The organism is Pseudomonas sp. H2_A10 (assembly GCF_054680085.1).
This window is the reverse complement of sequence record NZ_CP162821.1, coordinates 3118291-3136727: the sequence shown is the minus strand read 5'-3', so window position 1 is coordinate 3136727 and position 18437 is coordinate 3118291. Positions and strand designations below refer to the sequence as shown.

Here is an 18437-nt window from a genome sequence, read left to right as displayed (position 1 = left end):
ACCCACCCAGAGTACCGCCCCTTATGACGACGAGCCCGTACCTCCTGCCCGAACCAACCGAAAACAATGACGCGCACGACCTGCGTGGCAGCGGTGCTGCCCAGCGCGCGCTGGACTTTTATTTGAAAGAAAAAATGTCGGCACCCGCCCCGGACGAGGCCATGTTTGCCATCAAGCCTGGCATCAGCCAGGAGGAGGCGCTGGTCTACGCCTCCGACCTGCTGCGCAGTGCGGCGGCAACAGCCTACGAGTCAGCAAGCAGCCATCAAGGCAATCACCGCGACCTGGCGTTTTCAGTGGTGTATCTGATTGATATGGCGAAGGCGATGCTGGAGCGCTCGTTGCAGGCGACAGAGGCTCAAGCGAACGTATAGAAGGCCCGAAGGAAAAATATTTCTATCCCACGGATAAAAACATTTGACTTACAAATGATAATGATTATTATTGGGCTCAGCTGATCGCGAGATCAGTCGATAGTCCAAGGGACCTTAGGTCGGACTCTTGGAATATCTCCTCATCAGGCTAATCACGGTTTTTGACCCGGCTCTTTGGCCGGGTCTTTTTTTTGCCAGTTTCCCTGGCATGGCTTCAGGCTAATGAAGACTGTGTGCTGCTTGATGGCGCGCATGGTAGCAAAAGACCATCGCCTAATGAAAGCCAGCGTAGCGCTCCGGCTCGTATCTCTGCGAAATAGCGCTTGAGAATCAATCTCATAAATTCTAAGCTGCGGCCGCGTCATGGACGACGCCCCCTCCTCGCAACAATTTTGCATCCGGGCTTTACCGGACTCCTGTGTAATATAGCCGCCACAACACTCATATTCAGGCAACCAGACTATGACCGTGGCCTTGACCTCCATCAAGATCAGCACCAACTTCGACAGTGGCAACATCCAGGTGCTCGACGCCAGTGATGCCTATCAGTTGCTGCTGGCAATCAAACCCGATACTCGCAGCCAGCATTTCCAATGGTTTCATTTCAAGGCCGAAGGCATGCATGTGGGCCACACCCACACGTTCCGCCTGAGCAACGCGGGCAAGTCTTCCTACAAGCATGCCTGGAGCGGCTACAACGCCGTGGCGTCCTATGACCATGTCAACTGGTTCCGAGTGCCTACGCGCTTTGATGGAGAAATCCTGCACATCAGCCTGGAAACCCGCGAGAAACACGCCTGGTTCGCTTATTTCGAACCCTACAGCCGCGAACGCCACGCCTGGCTGATCGAGCAGGCATTGAAATACGCCGGCACTAAGCTGTTGGCCACGGGCAAAAGTGTCGAGGGGCGCGACATCCAACTGCTTCGCCGTGGCAAAGGCGGCGAGGGCCGACGCAAGGTCTGGATCATCGCCCAGCAGCACCCTGGCGAGCACATGGCGCAATGGTTTATGGAAGGCATCATCGAGCGTCTGCAACAAGACGGCGATGCCGAGGTGAAAAAGCTCCTGAAGGTGGCCGACCTGTACCTGGTGCCCAATATGAACCCAGACGGGGCCTTCCATGGCCATCTGCGCACCAATGCCGCCGGCCAGGACCTCAACCGCGCCTGGCAAAGCGCCAGCCAGGAGAACAGCCCGGAAGTGCTGTTTGTGCAGCAGCAAATGGAGAAGTACGGTGTCGATCTGTTCCTCGATATCCACGGCGACGAAGAAATCCCCTATGTGTTCACCGCCGCTTGCGAAGGCAACCCGGGCTACACCCCGCGTATCGAGACCTTGGAAAAACACTTCCGCCGCCACTTGAGCGCCTTGACCCGCGACTTCCAGACCACCCACGGTTACACCCGCGACCAGCCAGGCCAAGCCAATATGACCCTGGCCTGCAATGCGGTCGGCGAGCGATACGATTGCCTGTCCCTGACCCTGGAAATGCCCTTCAAGGACAACAATGACGCCCCCAACCCAAAAACCGGCTGGTCAGGTGAACGGTCCAAGCAATTGGGCAAGGATGTGCTGAGCACCGTGGCCGATATCGTCACAGCCCTGCGCTAACCCCTGCCCCCGGCATCAGCCCTTGGTGCCGGTCATGCTCTGCAGCACACCATCACGCCGAACCCAGCCATGGAACAGCGCCGCCGCCAAGTGCAGCAGCACCGTCAGGAACAGCAGGTAGGCCAAATACCCATGGGCCTTGCGCAACAGCGCAAACAATGGCGCATCCGCCGCCACCAACGCCGGCAACCGTACCGAACTGCCGAGCATCACCGGGTCGCCCGCCGCCGAAATCATCGCCCAGCCCAACAACGGCAACACCAGCATCAAGGCATACAAGAGCAGATGAGACGCCTTGGCCGCCAGCACTTGCCAACGCGGCAAGTCGGCGGGCAATGGCGGTTGGCGCGTAGAAAAGCGCACCACCAGGCGCACAATCACCAGTGCCAGGATCGCAATCCCCAAGGGTTTATGCAGGTGAATCAACCATTCATGCCGCTGCGACACCGACGCCGCCAGCCCTGCCCCGATAAACAGCATGGCAATGATCAGCAACGCCATCAGCCAATGCAGCAGGCGCGCCAAAGGCGCGAAAAAGCGCGGTTGTGCATTCATGGTTTCGACTCCTTGGGGGCGCTGTGCAACGGGCTGACTTCACCGGCACGGCGCAGGTACGAGCTGGCATACGCCGCCGAACGCGCGGCCAGCAGCGGGTCATTGGAGGCTTCGATGCCGCTGGGCAGAACCAGCGGGTCGAAGTTGATGTCGCGACAATCGCCCTCCGCCTGGGGCTGGCTGCTTTGCAGCACCAGGGTGCCGGCGTTCAAGACCTTATGCTCACCGGCCCAGGGCTTACTCGCATCGTCCAGCGGGTCGCCGGGGTTGGCCAGGGTCATGTTCAACTGCCAACGCAACGGGCCGGCAGCCAGACGTTGCACCAGGTCTTTTTCGAGGAAGTCAGCGCCGGCCGGTGCGGTCTCGCCCTCGGCATCCTCGTGTTGGGGCACTACGCTCCAACGTACGGCCTGACGCTTGCCCTCGGCGCTCACCAGGTAAAACGCGTTGATGCCGTTATAGGTTTCGGTGGCATAGCTGGCCGAGGGCTTGGCGGTCTTGACCCACGCCAAAAATGGCGCGGCCTCCGGATGCGCGGCAAAAAACGCCGGCATATTTGCCGGGTTCGGCTTGCCGGTGGCCGGGTCCGGCGCGCCAGCCTTGAGCAACTGGTAAAACGCCTCGGGAGTGCCCACGGGGAACACCGGCATGCTGTTCATTCCCGTGCGCCATTGCTGGCCGTTGGCCTGGCTCAATTGCACGGCAAAACTGCGGATTGGCACACTGCTGTCCGGCGCATAGGGGTTACCGCTGGGCAAGGCAAATCGGCCGATCAGCGGGGTCCTGGCGTCGCTGAACAGCTGTGCGCTGGAATACGCGCGGGCTTGGGCGCTGCTCTCGAAATACCCGGCCACGCACACGCCCTTGGCATGGTTACGCCGAAAGCCTGCGTGCACGCCATTATTGGTTTCCAAGGCGTTGACCAAGGTTTTCGGACGCAGCCGTTGTGGGTCGAGCGTGCCATTGACGTAGGCAAATGCCCCCGCAACAACGGCAACCACGGCGCCGATACCGGCAAGGCGCGCGATCAGGCTCGCCGTACTCAACGGGGGACGGGGCGGTGATGAGTGATCTACCATGAACAAACTCCAGGGCCAAAGGCCTTAGGGGGTCAAACATAAGGTCGGAGCATTGAGACGAACGCCGATCCACCCTATTCCCTCGCCGCGGATTTATTTTCCGTGGCCCGGAATAACCGCCAGCGCCGGGCGTCTCTCTAGTCCCAGCGCAGTGACCAGCCAGACATCCCATGCATGAACTCGACGAACCGTTACGTGAACTCATCCCCAGGCTGCGGCGTTTTGCCGTGTCCCTGACCCGTAACGCCAGCAGCGCCGACGACCTGGTGCAATTGACCCTGGAACGGGCGATTACCCGCTGGGCCGACAAGCGCATCGAAGGCGACCTGCGTGCATGGCTGTTCTCGATCCTCTATCGCCAGTTCCTCGATGCCCACCGCCGCACCCGGCGCTATGCGCGCATGCTGGCGTTTTTCACCGGCCGCGAGGATGTGCAGCCATCCGTCGAGCGTACGGTGATCGCCCAGTCGACCCTGCAAGCGTTCGATCAACTCAACACCGAACAGCGCGCGTTGTTGCTGTGGGTATCGGTCGAAGGCTTGAGCTACAAGGAAGTCGCCGAAATACTCGATGTGCCGCTTGGCACCGTGATGTCACGCCTGTCACGCGCCCGCCAAGCCCTGCGGCAACTCAGCGATGGTGAAATTGCCAGCCCTTCCCTGCGGATACTCAAATGATCAGCCTGCCCCCCAGCGAACGCGACCTGCATGCCTACGTCGATCACCAACTGCCGGAAAGTGATCGCCGAGTCCTCGAAACCTGGCTCGCCGCCCACCCCGACGCCGCCGCCCAGGTACATGCCTGGCAGCAGGACGCGCACGTGCTGCGTGCCTCATTGAGCGGCACCCTGCAACTGCCGGCCAACCCCGACCTGGACCCGGCGCTGATTCGTCGGCGCATCAGGCTCCAATCGCGCCGCCACCTTGCGACGGCCGCCGTGCTGTTGATCGCCGTGAGCCTCGGCGGCCTCGGCGGCTGGCACGCCCGCGAAGCCACTCAACCGTCGATGCTACCGATGGCCGACGCGATGCAAGCATTCCGCCTGTTTGCCCAGGACGGTGTCCTGCCCGCCGATTACCGTGCCCAGGACAGCGGCACCATGCAGGCGTGGCTCGACCGCTATTTCAACCAGGCCCATCGCCTGCCGGATTTGAGCCCATCGGGGTTCAAACCGGTCAGCGGGCGGCTACTCAACACCGAGCAAGGCACGGCTGCCATGGTGCTATACGAAGACCCACAAGGTCGGCGCATCAGCTTTTACATTCGCCCACCGGGTCCGAACAATGGCTTCCTGCCCCACGGCAGCCGCACGGCAAACGGGCTGCAAGCGCAATACTGGTCCGGCGCCGGCTACAACTATGCGGTGGTCAGCCCGGCGGATCTGGCGCCCACGCATGTGTTGCAGTTCTAGGCGAACGCAGGCGCCTTCTGTATTGGTCAAATCACCGCGAGCGTCCTAAAGTGAGCGACCACCGCACTACAGAGTGACTCGCATTGGCCGTGCTTTCGTTGATCCGTCGCTGGCTCGGTAAACCTTCCGACAGCCACAAACACTCGCCCATCCAGACGTTCTTTCAGAACAAGGCCCGACAGCAGGGGTATACCCTCAGCGCGGGCCAGGCCCAGGCGATCGCCGCCATGGCCCGCGAAACCCGACACCTGCTCGCCAACCAGCCCACCCGCAGCCTGTACCTGCACGGCCCGGTGGGGCGTGGCAAAAGCTGGCTGCTGGATGGTTTTTTCGAGGCGCTGCCCATCGCCGAGAAACAACGCGTGCACTTTCATGGTTTTTTCGCTCGCGTGCACCGGGGCATGTTCGCGCACCAAGCCGCGGACGACGCACTGGGCGTGACCCTCGACACACTGCTCGCCGGCTGCCGGGTGCTGTGTTTCGACGAGTTCCACGTCCACGACATCGGCGACGCCATGCTGATCACGCGGCTGTTCAAAGCCCTGTTCGAGCGGGGTGTGCTGGTACTGGTCACCTCCAACTATCCGCCCGAAGGCCTGTTGCCCAACCCGCTGTATCACGAGCGTTTCAAGCCGGTGATCGACTTGATCGCCGCGCGCATGGACGTGCTGGAGGTCAATTCACCCAAGGATTTTCGCAGCCTGCCCCAGGCCCATGCCACGCAGCGCTTTACCACCGGGCACTACCTGTGGCCAGGCACCGCGGCCCAGCGTGCAGCGCTCGGGCTGCCCGCCACGGATGGCCCGGCGCACCCCCTGGCGGTCGGAAACCGGCAGCTGATCTGCCGCTTTCATCAGGCGCGCACTGTCGCGTTCACCTTCAACGACCTCTGCGAACAATTGACCGCGGTGATGGACTATCTGCTGTTGTGCGAGGCTTTCGACCACTGGATCATCGACGGCCTGCCGCCTCTGGCGCACTGCCCGATCGCCGTGCAGCAGCGCTTTATCAACCTGGTGGACGTGCTCTACGACAAGGACAAGCATGTGGTGTTGATCGGCGACCAACCGCTGGCACAGGCGCTAAGCGGCCAGGCCATCGACCTCGCCCGTACCGCCAGCCGCCTGAACCAATTGCAACAGGCCAGCCCGCAACCGCTGCCCGACCCGGTATCATGAACGCCCTTTACCCCCTAGCCGAGTGACCGCGCCGTTCATGCATACCCTCGCCCAACTCAAGGCCGGCCAACTGGCCGGCATTACGCGCCTGGACCTGTCTTGCGGGCTTACCGAGTTCCCCCGGGAAATCTTCGAACTGGCCGATTCCCTGCAAATCCTCAACCTCAGCGGTAACGCCCTGAGCCAGTTGCCCGACGACCTGCACCGCCTGCCGCACCTGCGTGTGCTGTTTTGCTCGGACAACGCCTTCACCGAGCTGCCCGAATGCCTGGGCCAGTGCGCGCAACTGAGCATGATCGGCTTCAAGGCCAACCGCATCAGCCACGTCCCCGCCGCCGCGCTGCCGCCCTTGCTGCGCTGGCTGATCCTCACCGACAACCGCATCAGCCAATTGCCCCGCGAATTGGGCGAGCGCCCCCACCTGCAAAAGCTGATGCTGGCCGGCAACCACCTGGCAGAGCTGCCGGACAGCCTGGCCAACTGTCACCACCTCGAACTGCTGCGCATTGCCTCCAACCGCTTCACCCGCCTGCCCGAGTGGCTGCTGACGCTGCCAAGCCTGACCTGGCTGGCCTATGCCGGTAACCCGGTAGAAATGGCGGTGAAGGTGGTTACCGACGACGCCACGCCGACTATTCCCTGGGCAGAGCTGGAACTGGGCGAGGTGCTGGGCGAAGGAGCATCGGGAGTGATTCGCCAAGCGCTGCGCAAACCCACAGGCACACCTGTCGCCGTCAAGCTCTACAAAGGCACCATCACCAGCGACGGCTCGCCGCTGCACGAAATGCAGGCGTGCATCGCCGCCGGGCTGCACCCCAACCTGATCAAGGTGCAAGGCCGCGTGGTCGGCCATCCCGACCAACAGGCCGCACTGGTAATGGACCTGATCGACCCGAGCTACCGCAACCTCGCGAGCCTGCCGAGCCTGGCCTCATGTACCCGCGACGTGTACGCCGCCGATACTCGCTTCAGTGCCGCAGTGGCCCTGCGCATGGCCCGGGGCATCGCTTCGGTGGCCACGCATTTGCACCGCCACGGCATCACCCATGGCGACCTGTACGGCCACAATATTCTGTGGAATGACGCGGGGAGTTGTCTGCTCGGGGATTTTGGCGCGGCGTCGTTCCATGCCACGGCGGACACTCTCGAAACGTGGGCGTTGCAGCGGATTGAAGTGCGGGCGTTCGGGGTGTTGCTGGGGGAGTTGCTGGCGCGGGTTGAGGGGGGAGCGAGCGACGAACTGCTGGAACTGCATAGAACCTGCTGTCAGTCGGATGTGTTGGCGCGACCAAGCTTTGAAGAGGTAGAGGTCTTGCTCAAATCTATCCAACACCCCTGAAACCAATGTGGGAGGGGGCTTGCTCCCTCCCACATTTTGCCCCCATGCATCCAGATAAGAATCAGCCCGCCAAACCGACAAACATGTCCTGCACGTCGTCATGATTGTCCAGGCCTTCGAGGAACGCCTCGACTTCAGCCATCTGCTCATCGGTCAAACCGCTCACCGGGTTTTTCGAGAGGTAGCCCAGCTTGGCCGACAGCACGGTAAAACCCTGCTCCGGCAGTGCTTTCTGTACCGCATCCAGGTCGGTGGTCTCGGTGATAAACAGGGTCGTACCCGCTTCCTCGCCCTCTTCAAAATCCTGGGCGCCGGCTTCGATAGCGGCCATTTCCGGATCGGCGTCCGGGCTGTCCGGGGAAGCTTCGATCAAGCCGACGTGGTTGAAGTCCCAGGCCACTGAGCCCGAAGCCCCTAATTGGCCCTTGCGGAACGCCACGCGGATTTCGGCCACGGTACGGTTGATGTTATCGGTCACGCATTCGACGATCAGCGGCACCTGGTGCGGGGCAAACCCTTCGTAGGTCACGCGGTGGTACTGCACGGTCTCACCGAGCAGACCGGCGCCCTTCTTGATCGCGCGTTCCAGGGTTTCTTTAGGCATCGAGGCTTTTTTGGCCTGCTCCACTACCAGACGCAGGTGGGCGTTGGTCGCGGTGTCGGCACCGTTGCGGGCGGCGATGGTGATTTCTTTCACCAGCTTGCCGAAGATCTTGCCCTTGGCATTGGATGCCGCTTCTTTATGTTTGACTTTCCACTGTGCGCCCATGACTCACTCTCTGATTTCCATAGCGCCGAGACGTCTACTGGCCGGCGCTTTGGGGGCAGAGTTTATAGCGCGACAACGCATCGTTCCACCAAAAAACCCTCAGGGCGCCAAGTCGAAAAACGCCTGGATCAAGCGCAATGAGCGCCGCCGCTCCAAACAACCGAGCAGGTGCCGATTGACCAGCCCATGGCCCTGAAGGGCAATCGCCTGCACGCGGGGGTCGGGGCTGACCTCCAATGACGACACGACCCCCACGCCCAGTTGCGCCGCAACGGCTTCGGTCACGGCTTCACGGCTGTCCAGTTCCAGCAGCACGTTAGGCAGCACACCGGCCGCCTGGCAGGCATCGTCAAAGGTGCGACGGGTAATGGAGCCGGGTTCACGCAGCACCATGATCACCTCATGGAGCTGTTCGAGACGAATGCCCTCGGCCTGCATCGCCCAGGGGTGACCGGCCGGCACCAAGGCGCAGATGCGTGATTCGTCCAGGGGCTGCAAGTGCAGGCCATTGCGCGCCTGCACTTCGGTGAGCACCGCCACATCCGCGTGCTCGGACAACAACGCGGCCAGGGTTTCCTGGGCATTGCCCAAGCGCAGGTTGACGGTGATGCCGGGGTAACGCGCGCGCAGGCTGGCGATCATCGGCATCACCAGGTGCGGGCCGTCCGCCGCCACTTCCAGGCGCCCGGTGAGCAATTGCCGATTGGCTTCGAGCAGCGTCTGCGCCTCGTCCACCAGGCCGAAGATCGCCCGGGTGATCGCGGCCAGGCGTGCGCCCTCCTCGGTCAACTCCACCCGCCGGGCGGTGCGACGCAACAGGGGAATCTGGTAGTACTCCTCCAGGGCCTTGATATGCCCGGTCACCGCCGGCTGGCTGATAAACAGCCGCGCCGCCGCACGAGTAAAGCTGCCCTCGCGGGCCACCGCGTCGAATGCGCGCAATTGGAACAGGTTCATAGCTATCGGCCTCACTGATAGCTCGCATAACAACAAACAATTTGATTGATAACAAGCCAAACTGCAATTTAGGCGCCGTAGATTCACACCGTTGTTTACGAGGACACGAGATGACCCCTGCCGCGCCCCTCCTGCTCACCCCTGGTCCCCTGACCACAGCGAACCGCACGCGCCGGGCGATGCTGGTGGACTGGGGTTCATGGGATGAAGGTTTCAACCAACTCACCGCCAGCGTCTGCGCCCGGTTACTGGCGATCCTCCACGGCGCGGCCAGCCATCACTGCGTCCCCTTGCAGGGCAGCGGCACCTTTGCCGTCGAGGCCGCCATCGGCACCCTGGTCCCGCGTAATGGCAAGGTGCTGGTGCTGATCAACGGCGCCTACGGCAAGCGCCTGGCGAACATCTGTGAAGTGTTGGGCCGCGACTTCAGCACCTTTGAAACCGCTGAAGATGAGCCCACGACGGCCGCCGATGTCGAGCGCCTGTTGCAGGCCGACGAGGGCATCACCCACGTTGCCTTGATTCACTGCGAAACCAGCACCGGTATCCTCAACCCGCTGCCGGAAATCGCCCAGGTGGTGAAGCACCACGGCAAGCGCCTGATCATCGACGCCATGAGCTCCTTCGGCGCGCTGCCCATCGATGCCCGCCAAGTGCCGTTCGACGCCCTGATCGCCGCCTCCGGCAAATGCCTGGAGGGCGTGCCCGGCATGGGCTTCGTCTTCGCCGAAAAGCAGGCACTGGCCGCCGCCCAAGGCAACTGCCACTCCCTGGCGATGGACCTGTTCGACCAATACACCTACATGGCCAGGACCGGCCAATGGCGCTTCACCCCGCCAACCCACGTGGTCGCCGCCCTGCACGAAGCGTTGCTGCAATACCAGGAGCAAGGTGGCCTGCCCGCGCGCCATCAACGTTATGCCGACAACTGCCAGGCGCTGCTGGAGGGCATGGCCGGGCTCGGCCTGCGCAGCTTCCTCCCGGCCGCTATCCAGGCCCCGATTATCGTGACCTTCCACGCCCCGAAAGACCCGCGCTACCAGTTCAGGGACTTCTACGAACGGGTCAAGGCCAAGGGATTCATCTTGTACCCCGGCAAACTGACCCAGGTTGAGACCTTCCGCGTCGGCTGCATCGGCCACGTCGACGCCACCGGCATGCGCGCGGCAGTCAAGGCCATCGCCCACGTGCTGCAAGAAATGGACGTGTTGGACATTTGATTCCCCCCTTACCCACAGGATTTGAACCATGAACTATCAAAACCCCAACACCCTCCAGGCCGTGATCCTTGACTGGGCCGGCACCGTGGTCGACTTCGGCTCCTTCGCGCCTACCCAGATTTTTGTCGAAGCCTTCGCCGAGTTCGATGTGCAAGTCTCCATCGAAGAAGCCCGTGGCCCGATGGGCATGGGCAAGTGGGACCATATCCGCACCCTCTGCAACCAGCCGCAGGTCGCCGAGCGCTACCGCAAGGCGTTCGGCCGTACGCCCACCGACGACGACGTGACCGCCATCTACCAGCGTTTCATGCCCCTGCAGATCGAGAAAATTGCCGAGCACTCGGCCCTGATCCCCGGCGCCCTCGACACCCTCGCGCATCTGCGCGGGCAAGGGATCAGGATCGGCTCGTGTTCCGGCTACCCCAAGCAAGTGATGGACAAGGTGGTCGCCCTGGCCGCCACCCATGGCTACGTCGCCGACCATGTAGTGGCTACCGACGAAGTACCCAACGGCCGCCCATGGCCGGCCCAGGCGCTGGCCAACGTGATTGCCCTGGGGGTTGATGATGTGGCGGCGTGTGTGAAGGTCGACGACACCGTGCCGGGCATCCTTGAAGGCCGCCGCGCCGGGATGTGGAGCGTGGCGCTGACCTGCTCGGGCAACGCGCTGGGCCTGACCTATGAGCAATTTCGCGCCCTGGACAACGCCACACTGGCCGGCGAGCGCAAGCGCATCGAGGCGATGTTCGAAGGCTCGCGCCCGCACTACCTGATCGACACCATTACCGACCTGCCGGCGGTAATCAGCGATATCAACCAGCGCCTGGCGCGCGGTGAAATGCCGCAAGGCCGCTGATGGAGGTCAATAGTGCGGCATTCGCGCCGGGTAATCCGTTCAAAACAGGCATACAGTAACCGTACTCCGTCGCCAAAGAACGGAGGCTTGCCCTGATGAATGAGGAAACCCAGCGATGCCGTGGAAAAATTCCGATACGCGCTACAGCACCATGTCGATTGCGCTGCACTGGCTGATGGTGGTGCTGCTGGCGGTGGTCTACGCCTGCATTGAGTTACGCGGCCAGTTCCCCAAAGGCAGTGGCGCACGCACACTGATCGTCGAGATGCACTTCATGCTCGGCCTCACCGTGTTTGTGCTGGTGTGGCTGCGCCTGTTTGCACGCAGCCTGGGGGTTGCGCCGAAGATCGTACCGGCGCCGCCGAAGTGGCAGAGCCTGTTGGCCACGCTGACGCATTTTGCGTTGTACGCCTTGATGATCGGCCTGCCCATCGCGGGCTGGTTGATCGTCAGTGCCGAGGGGCATTCGGTACTGTTCTACGGCATCGAGCTGCCGCCGTTGATCGGCGAGAACAAAGCCTTGGCCAAACAGATTGAAGGTTGGCACGTGCTGTTCGGCCAGATCGGCTATTGGTTGATCGGGCTGCATGCATTGGCGGGGATCTTCCACCATTACGTGGTGCGCGATAACACCGCGTTGCGCATGATGCCGGTCAAGCGCGCCCGGCTGTAAACCCACGCCGGCCTTGCAGGCCGCCGGTGTGCACAAAGATCAGGCGAGTGCCGGGCGCGACGTGCCCGGCCTCGACCTGATGCTTCAACGCCAGTAACGCTTTGCCGGTGTAGAGCGGTTCCAGCGGCACGCCGCAGGCCTGCTCCGTGGTTTCAATAAAGTCGCGCAACAGCGGGTCGACCTTGGCGAAGCCGCCCCGGCTGGCGTCCAGCAATTGATAGCCGCCCTGCACCAAGGCACTCACATTTTGCGCCACGCCATGATCGTGCGGCACCGCCATGGCGCCGTACACCAAATGCGCCCCCGCCTCGGCCAAGACCAACCCCGCCAGCGTGGTACCGGTGCCCGCCGCCAGCCACCAGGCGTCGTAATCGGCCCAACCCAGGTGGCTCAATTGCGCGCGAGCTTGCTCGACCAGCACCCGGCAACCCGTTGCGCCCGCCAACCCGCCGCCCCCTTCGGGCACGGGATACAGATGCGGGTAACGCTCACGCCAGGGCGCCCAGAAACCCGGCTCATGGCGCGCGCGATAGCCGCCGAAACCCAGCCAATGCAGGTGCATGCCAAATGCCTGCAGATCCTCGACGGTAGGCGTGTGGTGCGCATGGCCACGCAGCAGGCCGACGGTGGCAAAGCCAAAACGCTTGCCCGCCGCCGCGAGTGCGTGCAGATGGTTGGAATAGGCGCCGCCAAGGCTGATAACGCCACTGGCCCCCGCCTGATGCGCCTGGGCCAGATGCTCGGTGAGCTTGAACCACTTGTTGCCGCTGATCAGCGGGTCGATGCGATCCAGGCGCAGCACGGCCAACTCGACGCCATTGAGCCAATCCAGCGCCAAGGGTTCAAGGGGTGCGTAGGGAAGCCAATCGAAGGGGCCCATTGGAGGGGAACCGCATGAAAAACGGGGCGGTAGTCTAACACCGCCCCGCATGGGTTTTTACAGCTCGGCCGCCAGGCGCGAGCCCTGGTTGATAGCGCGCTTGGCGTCCAACTCGGCCGCTACGTCAGCACCGCCGATCAGGTGCACGTTCTGGCCCGCAGCGACCAGGCCGTCGTGCAGTTCACGCAACGGGTCCTGGCCGGCACAGATGACGATATTGTCCACCGCCAGCAGTTGCGGCTCGCCCTCGGCGCCGATGCGGATATGCAGGCCGTCGTCGTCGATCTTCAGGTACTCAACGCTGTTGAGCATCTGCACCTGCTTGTTCTTCAACCCGGTGCGATGGATCCAGCCGGTGGTCTTGCCCAAACCGTCGCCGACCTTGGACGCCTTGCGTTGCAGCAGGAATACTTCGCGCGCCGGCGCATGGCGCTCAGCCTTGATCCCGGCGACGCCGCCACGGGCTTGCAGGTGGGTGTCGATGCCCCACTCCTTCCAGAACGCTTCGCGGTCCAGGCTGGTGGACACGCCTTGATGCACGAGAAACTCCGAGACGTCAAAACCGATACCGCCAGCACCGATCACCGCGACGCGCTTGCCCACTGGCTTGCGTTCGAGGATCACGTCCAGGTAGCTCAGCACCTTGGCGTTTTCTACACCAGGGATCGCCGGCGTGCGCGGTGCGATGCCGGTGGCCAGGATGATCTCGTCGTAGCCGCCGGCCGCCAACTGCGCGGCATCCACGCGAGTGTTGAGGCACAGCTCGACGTGGGTGGTCTGCAGCTTGCGGTTGAAATAGCGCAGGGTTTCAAAGAACTCTTCCTTGCCCGGCACGCGCTTGGCGATGTTGAACTGGCCACCGATCTCGCTGGCCGAATCGAACAGCGTCACGTGATGGCCGCGCTCAGCCGCCACCGTGGCGGCGGCCAGACCCGCCGGGCCGGCGCCGACCACGGCGATTTTTTTGATCTGCCGCACCGGCAGGTAGTTAAGCTCGGTCTCGTAGCACGCCCGCGGGTTAACCAGGCAAGTGGTCAGCTTGCCGCCGAAGGTGTGGTCCAGGCACGCCTGGTTGCAGCCGATGCAGGTGTTGATTTCATCGGCGCGACCGGCAGCAGCTTTGTTGACGAACTCCGGGTCGGCAAGGAACGGTCGCGCCATCGAGACCATGTCCGCATCGCCCTCGGCGAGGATCTGCTCGGCAATTTCCGGGGTGTTGATGCGGTTGGTGGTGATCAGCGGGATCTGCACCGCGCCGCGTAATTTGGCGGTGACTTTACTGAATGCGCCGCGTGGCACTTTGGTGGCGATGGTCGGGATACGCGCTTCGTGCCAGCCGATGCCGGTGTTGATGATCGTCGCGCCTGCCTGCTCGATCGCCTTGGCCAACTGCACGATCTCTTCCCAGGTGCTGCCGCCTTCCACCAGGTCGAGCATCGACAGGCGGAAAATAATGATGAAGTTCGGGCCTACCGCTGCACGCACACGGCTTACGATTTGCACGGCCAGGCGCATACGGTTTTCGTAGCTGCCGCCCCAACGGTCGGTGCGGTGGTTGGTGTGGGCGGCGAGGAACTGGTTAATGAAATAACCTTCGGAGCCCATGATTTCCACACCGTCATACTCGGCCACCTGGGCCAGCAGCGAGCAGGTGACGAAATCCTGGATCTGTTTTTCGATGCCCTCTTCGTCCAGTTCCCTGGGCTTGAACGGGTTGATCGGCGCCTGGATCGCGCTTGGCGCCACCTGCTTGGGGCTGTAGGCATAACGGCCGGCGTGAAGGATCTGCATGCAGATCTTGCCACCCGCCTCATGCACCGCCTGGGTGACGATCTTGTGCTTTTGCGCTTCTTCGTCGGTGGTCAGCTTGGCCGCGCCGGAATACACCCCGCCTTCGTCATTCGGGCCAATGCCGCCGGTGACCATCAGGCCCACGCCACCCCTGGCGCGCTCGGCAAAATAAGCGGCCATGCGCTCGAAGCCGCCGGGTTTTTCTTCCAGGCCGGTGTGCATCGAGCCCATCAGGGTACGGTTGCGCAAGGTGGTGAAACCCAGGTCCAACGGGGCCAGCAGGTGCGGGTAGGCAGCAGCGGTCATGGTACAGCTCCACAACGGATCATCACGGGACGTGAGGCGTTCGAATGACGCCCCATCGGTTTATGTCCCACAGACTAAGAGCCGATGCCCTACCGCTCAATGACCGAAACTCACAAGTTATTGATCCAAATGCACAGCGCCCCTTGGCAAGCCGCCACAGGCGCCCTACCCTAGTCGGCGAACCCAGCACACGGTCTGTTGTCTGTTGCCCCATGCGTAAACTTCTAGCGTTCACCGTCACCCTGGCCCTGGTTGCCACCGTCGCCGCGTATCTGGTCTGGACCCAGGAGCGCCCCGTGGCGCATTACCTGTCGGACCTGCGCATCACCCTCGCGGTCAACGAAGGCCAGCCGGCCGATCGCGGCAACTTGCTGGGCATCCAACCGCAGCTGTACCCCGCCGATTACCAAAGCCTGGAACGCCTGCACCTGAAACTCGCGGCCTACCTGCAAAACGCCCGGGACCAAGGCCTGATCAACGACAAGACCATCGTGGTGCTGCCGGAGCACATCGGCACCTGGCTGATGCTCACCGGCGAAAAAAACCAGGTGTACCAGGCATTGCATGTGAAAGATGCGATGAACTGGTTGTCATTGAGTAACCCAGTGCAATTCCTGCGCGCCTGGATCAGCGCCACCGGCACCAGCCGCAGCGACGACGCGTACCTGCGCATGAAGGCCCCGACCATGGCGCGTGACTATCAAGTGCTGTTCGGTGGCCTGGCCAAGGAATTCGGCGTTACCGTGGTGGCCGGCTCCATCGCCCTGCCCAACCCGACGGTGAGGCAGGGGCAACTGCAGATCGGTCATGGTGCGCTGTACAACGCCAGCGTGGTGTTCGCGGCGGACGGCTTGCCGATCGGCGATCCACAGCGCCAGCTCTACCCGATCTACGATGAACGCGGCTTTATCGAGCCCGGCGACGAGAACATCGTCAGCGTGGTCGACACGCCAGCCGGACGCCTCGGCGTGTTAGTGGGCAGCGACAGCTGGTACCCGGACAACTACCGCAAACTCAACGAACAAGGCGCGCAATTGATCGCGGTGCCGGCCTTTGTGCTCGGGCGCGATACCTGGGAACGGCCGTGGCGCGGTTTCAAAAGCGTGTCGACACCGCCGGAAATCAGCCTCAAGCCCGAGGAACTCAGCGAAGGCGAAGCCTGGCGGCGCCTCACACTGATCAGCCAACAACCGATCAGCCAGGCCAGCGCCGGCATGAGCGTGTTCCTGCGGGGTCAGTTCTGGGACCTGGGCACCGCCGGGCAGAGCTTCCTGAGCCACGCCGGGCATATCAGCGCCGACGGCGACGCACAGGGTGCGCGCTTATTGAATATCTGGCTGTAACGCCGTGAAACCGGTGCGCCTGGGGGATCTGTCGGTGGGCTTCGTGCACACCCTGGCCGATGCCATCAGCAGCAATGGCCTGGACCCGCAACCGCTGCTGCTGCAATACGGCCTCGACGCGGCGCGCCTTGCCGAAGCGGGCGCACGCTTGTCGATCCCACGCTACATGCGCCTGGGCCATGCGGCCATCCAACTCACCGGCGACGCCGGCCTGGGCCTGCGCATGGGCCGGCTCAGCCGCTTGAGCCAGGCGGGGCTCGCCGGGGTCACCGCCGCCCAGGCGCCCAACGTCCGCGAGGCGGCCCGCACGCTCACGCGCTTCGAGCCGCTGTATGGCGCCAATTATCGTGGGCAGTCCAGTTTTGAAGAAGATGCCGACGGCGCCTGGCTGCGTTTCTATTCCATCAGCCCCTACAACGCCTATAACCGCTTTGTGGTGGACTCGATCATCGCCGGCTGGCTGCACCAGCTGTCGAGCCTGGCCCAACAACCAGTGCAGGCGCAACGCATCGACATCGAGTTCGAAGCACCGGACTATAGCGACCAATACCGCCTGTTGGGCGACAGCCCGGTCCACTTTGGCGCCGACGCCAACCAACTGCGCCTGAACCAGGCCACCCTGGCCCTGCGCAACCCGCAGCATTGCCCCAGTACCTGGCAGCTGTTGTTGCAATTGTGTGAACGGGAATTGGAGCAGTTGACCCGCACGCGCAGCCTGCGCGAGCGCATTACCCGCTTGCTCGGGCCAATGCTCAATGGCGGCCGGGAACCCGACCTGGAAGAAGTGGCGGCACGCCTGAAGCTGCCAACCTGGACACTGCGCCGCAAACTGACCGAAGAAGGTACTCAGTTCCGCGCGATTCTCAACGATACCCGCCGCGACCTGGCCATGACCTACATCCGCGATACGGAACTGGCGTTCGGCGAGATCGCCTACTTGCTCGGTTTTGCCTCGGCCCAGGCATTTCAACGGGCGTTCAGGCGGTGGAACAACCAGACCCCAGGGGAGTTTCGCCGCAGTCAGCGGCAGTACGCCTGAAATCGGTCCTACAGCTCGGTGGCGTCGTCGGCCGGATCCAGCGGATCCCATTCAAAGGCCTGGTACTCCAGCAGTTCTTCCTGGTAATCATCCATCGCGGACTCCTTGTTGACGTTAAAAGCGGCTGCACACAGATGACCTGCATGAGCAGCTTAAAGTGCCGTCATGACGAAAAAATGTCTGCGTCATGGCGTTCCCGCACTCCAAGATTAAACGTAGCAGCGTTATCCGAATTTAGCCCCTGAGCTTCGAGGCGGCGCAGTGATTGCGGTAACCGGGTATCCGCAGGCGATTGTCGATCAGTTAGCGGCCTACGTGGACTCAAGGTTTATCGCGCTGGGAGCAGGTTCGGTGCAGCCATCGGCACCAGCGGTGCATCAGCCAACGCATCTGTAGCTGACCCGGTGCTATCGGGAGCAAGCCCCCTCCCACACGGGATCGGCTTCGACTTCAGGATTTGCGGCGGCTGCGGGTCTGCACACCCGCCTCCATCGCCAGCCCGGCCGTGCGCTCCAACGCATCGGCAAACCCCTGGCGCTGTTCGGGCTCGATCTGCGAGAGGAACAGCTCATCTACCGTACTTTCATAGATCTTCCACATCTTTTTTCGCAGCGCCCGCCCGGCCTCGGTAATCGAGGCAAACGCCGCGCGGCCATCGCCGTCCGAGCGGGAACGCTCCACCAGGCCGTCTTTTTCCAGGCGGTCTACCAGGCGCGTGAGGTTGTAGCGCTCGATGGCCAGCACATCGGCCAATTCGTGCATGCGGCGGGTGCCGTCGGGGCCGCTTTCCAGGCCCCACAAGGCGTCGTACCAGGCGTAAGGCGGCAGGTTCGCCTCGGCCAGGCGGCGTTCGATTTCACGGATGACCGTCCTGTGGGCCCTGACAAAACGGAACCATACATCAGGCTCTTTCGACGACATGCAACACCATCCGGGGGATTTCAAGAAGGTTGCAATAGTAGCTCATCCCGCGCTAGATTCGTTTATGTAGTTGCAATTGCAATTACTTTGGCGACACTCCCACAAGGAGCCCGCCACTCGATATCCGCCTAC

Annotated in this window: 18 protein-coding genes and 1 pseudogene; 12 read left to right on the top strand and 7 right to left on the bottom strand. The window is 62.6% G+C overall.

All coding sequences use genetic code 11. From position 1 onward, the window contains the following. Nucleotides 1-23: 23 nt before the first annotated feature. Complete coding sequence (locus tag AB4O23_RS14625) at nucleotides 24-374, top strand: DUF6124 family protein (protein ID WP_017527115.1); 351 nt, start codon at nucleotides 24-26, stop codon at nucleotides 372-374. A gap of 462 nt (nucleotides 375-836) precedes the next feature. Next, a complete protein-coding gene (locus AB4O23_RS14620) occupies nucleotides 837-1988 on the top strand; it encodes a M14 family metallopeptidase (RefSeq protein ID WP_017527113.1) in 1152 nt (383 codons plus the stop codon). Nucleotides 1989-2003: 15 nt separating this feature from the next. Here AB4O23_RS14620 and AB4O23_RS14615 read toward each other — a convergent pair whose 3' ends face one another. Continuing rightward, complete coding sequence (locus AB4O23_RS14615; protein ID WP_017527112.1) at nucleotides 2004-2543, bottom strand: cytochrome b; 540 nt, start codon at nucleotides 2541-2543, stop codon at nucleotides 2004-2006. Then, entirely contained in the window at nucleotides 2540-3622 is a 1083-nt protein-coding gene (locus AB4O23_RS14610) for a catalase family peroxidase (RefSeq protein WP_017527111.1), read from the bottom strand. The genes AB4O23_RS14615 and AB4O23_RS14610 overlap by 4 nt, the downstream gene beginning before the upstream one ends. Before the next feature lie 170 nt (nucleotides 3623-3792). Between AB4O23_RS14610 and AB4O23_RS14605 the strand changes: the two genes are divergently transcribed. The 4 genes from AB4O23_RS14605 (at nucleotide 3793) to AB4O23_RS14590 (ending at nucleotide 7550) form a co-directional block, all read left to right on the top strand. Further along, a complete protein-coding gene (locus AB4O23_RS14605) occupies nucleotides 3793-4299 on the top strand; it encodes a sigma-70 family RNA polymerase sigma factor (protein WP_460063732.1) in 507 nt (168 codons plus the stop codon). Continuing rightward, nucleotides 4296-5033, top strand: coding sequence for an anti-sigma factor family protein (locus AB4O23_RS14600; RefSeq protein ID WP_017527109.1), 738 nt, complete (start codon nucleotides 4296-4298; stop codon nucleotides 5031-5033). The genes AB4O23_RS14605 and AB4O23_RS14600 overlap by 4 nt, the downstream gene beginning before the upstream one ends. 83 nt (nucleotides 5034-5116) lie before the next feature. Then, nucleotides 5117-6211 carry a cell division protein ZapE gene (zapE, locus tag AB4O23_RS14595; RefSeq protein ID WP_460063729.1) on the top strand — a complete coding sequence of 365 codons (1095 nt, stop codon included), beginning with the start codon at nucleotides 5117-5119 and terminating at the stop codon, nucleotides 6209-6211. 37 nt (nucleotides 6212-6248) lie between these two features. After that, entirely contained in the window at nucleotides 6249-7550 is a 1302-nt protein-coding gene (locus AB4O23_RS14590; protein WP_065877769.1) for a protein kinase, read from the top strand. Nucleotides 7551-7611: 61 nt separating this feature from the next. Here the strand turns inward: AB4O23_RS14590 and AB4O23_RS14585 are convergent, their stop codons facing one another. Continuing rightward, nucleotides 7612-8319 carry a YebC/PmpR family DNA-binding transcriptional regulator gene (locus AB4O23_RS14585; RefSeq protein WP_017527106.1) on the bottom strand — a complete coding sequence of 236 codons (708 nt, stop codon included), beginning with the start codon at nucleotides 8317-8319 and terminating at the stop codon, nucleotides 7612-7614. Between the two features lie 99 nt (nucleotides 8320-8418). Continuing rightward, nucleotides 8419-9276, bottom strand: coding sequence for a LysR substrate-binding domain-containing protein (locus tag AB4O23_RS14580; RefSeq protein WP_116077814.1), 858 nt, complete (start codon nucleotides 9274-9276; stop codon nucleotides 8419-8421). Nucleotides 9277-9386: 110 nt separating this feature from the next. Here AB4O23_RS14580 and AB4O23_RS14575 point away from each other — a divergent pair, with 110 nt between their 5' ends. The 3 genes from AB4O23_RS14575 to AB4O23_RS14565 all read left to right on the top strand — a co-directional run bounded on the left by AB4O23_RS14575 (nucleotide 9387) and on the right by AB4O23_RS14565 (nucleotide 12025). Then, nucleotides 9387-10496: a 2-aminoethylphosphonate--pyruvate transaminase gene (locus AB4O23_RS14575; RefSeq protein ID WP_217855183.1), complete on the top strand. Its 1110-nt coding sequence runs from the start codon at nucleotides 9387-9389 to the stop codon at nucleotides 10494-10496. Between the two features lie 28 nt (nucleotides 10497-10524). Next, entirely contained in the window at nucleotides 10525-11352 is an 828-nt protein-coding gene (gene phnX, locus AB4O23_RS14570; protein ID WP_068931684.1) for a phosphonoacetaldehyde hydrolase, read from the top strand. Between the two features lie 115 nt (nucleotides 11353-11467). Further along, entirely contained in the window at nucleotides 11468-12025 is a 558-nt protein-coding gene (locus tag AB4O23_RS14565) for a cytochrome b (protein ID WP_017527102.1), read from the top strand. Here AB4O23_RS14565 and AB4O23_RS14560 read toward each other — a convergent pair. Together AB4O23_RS14560 and AB4O23_RS14555 are read right to left on the bottom strand one after the other, a co-directional pair. Further along, nucleotides 12006-12905: a 1-aminocyclopropane-1-carboxylate deaminase/D-cysteine desulfhydrase gene (locus AB4O23_RS14560; protein ID WP_017527101.1), complete on the bottom strand. Its 900-nt coding sequence runs from the start codon at nucleotides 12903-12905 to the stop codon at nucleotides 12006-12008. The two genes, AB4O23_RS14565 and AB4O23_RS14560, sit on opposite strands and share 20 nt — an antisense overlap. A gap of 57 nt (nucleotides 12906-12962) precedes the next feature. Further along, nucleotides 12963-15002: an NADPH-dependent 2,4-dienoyl-CoA reductase gene (locus tag AB4O23_RS14555; protein WP_116077808.1), complete on the bottom strand. Its 2040-nt coding sequence runs from the start codon at nucleotides 15000-15002 to the stop codon at nucleotides 12963-12965. 212 nt (nucleotides 15003-15214) lie between these two features. On the opposite strand from AB4O23_RS14555, the gene AB4O23_RS14550 reads away from it, so the two are divergent. From AB4O23_RS14550 to AB4O23_RS14540, 3 genes and pseudogenes are all read left to right on the top strand, one after another. Beyond that, nucleotides 15215-16345, top strand: a complete 1131-nt coding sequence (locus AB4O23_RS14550; RefSeq protein WP_267864565.1) for a carbon-nitrogen hydrolase family protein — start codon at nucleotides 15215-15217, stop codon at nucleotides 16343-16345. A 4-nt stretch (nucleotides 16346-16349) separates the two neighbouring features. Next, nucleotides 16350-17384 (top strand): AraC family transcriptional regulator, encoded by a 1035-nt coding sequence (locus AB4O23_RS14545; RefSeq protein WP_460063722.1) that lies wholly within the window; start codon nucleotides 16350-16352, stop codon nucleotides 17382-17384. Between the two features lie 261 nt (nucleotides 17385-17645). After that, nucleotides 17646-17756, top strand: a pseudogene (locus AB4O23_RS14540) (transketolase-like TK C-terminal-containing protein); the annotation flags it as partial. A 78-nt stretch (nucleotides 17757-17834) separates the two neighbouring features. Here the strand turns inward: AB4O23_RS14540 and AB4O23_RS14535 are convergent. Continuing rightward, nucleotides 17835-18305: a MarR family winged helix-turn-helix transcriptional regulator gene (locus AB4O23_RS14535; RefSeq protein WP_068935145.1), complete on the bottom strand. Its 471-nt coding sequence runs from the start codon at nucleotides 18303-18305 to the stop codon at nucleotides 17835-17837. Nucleotides 18306-18437: the final 132 nt, after the last annotated feature.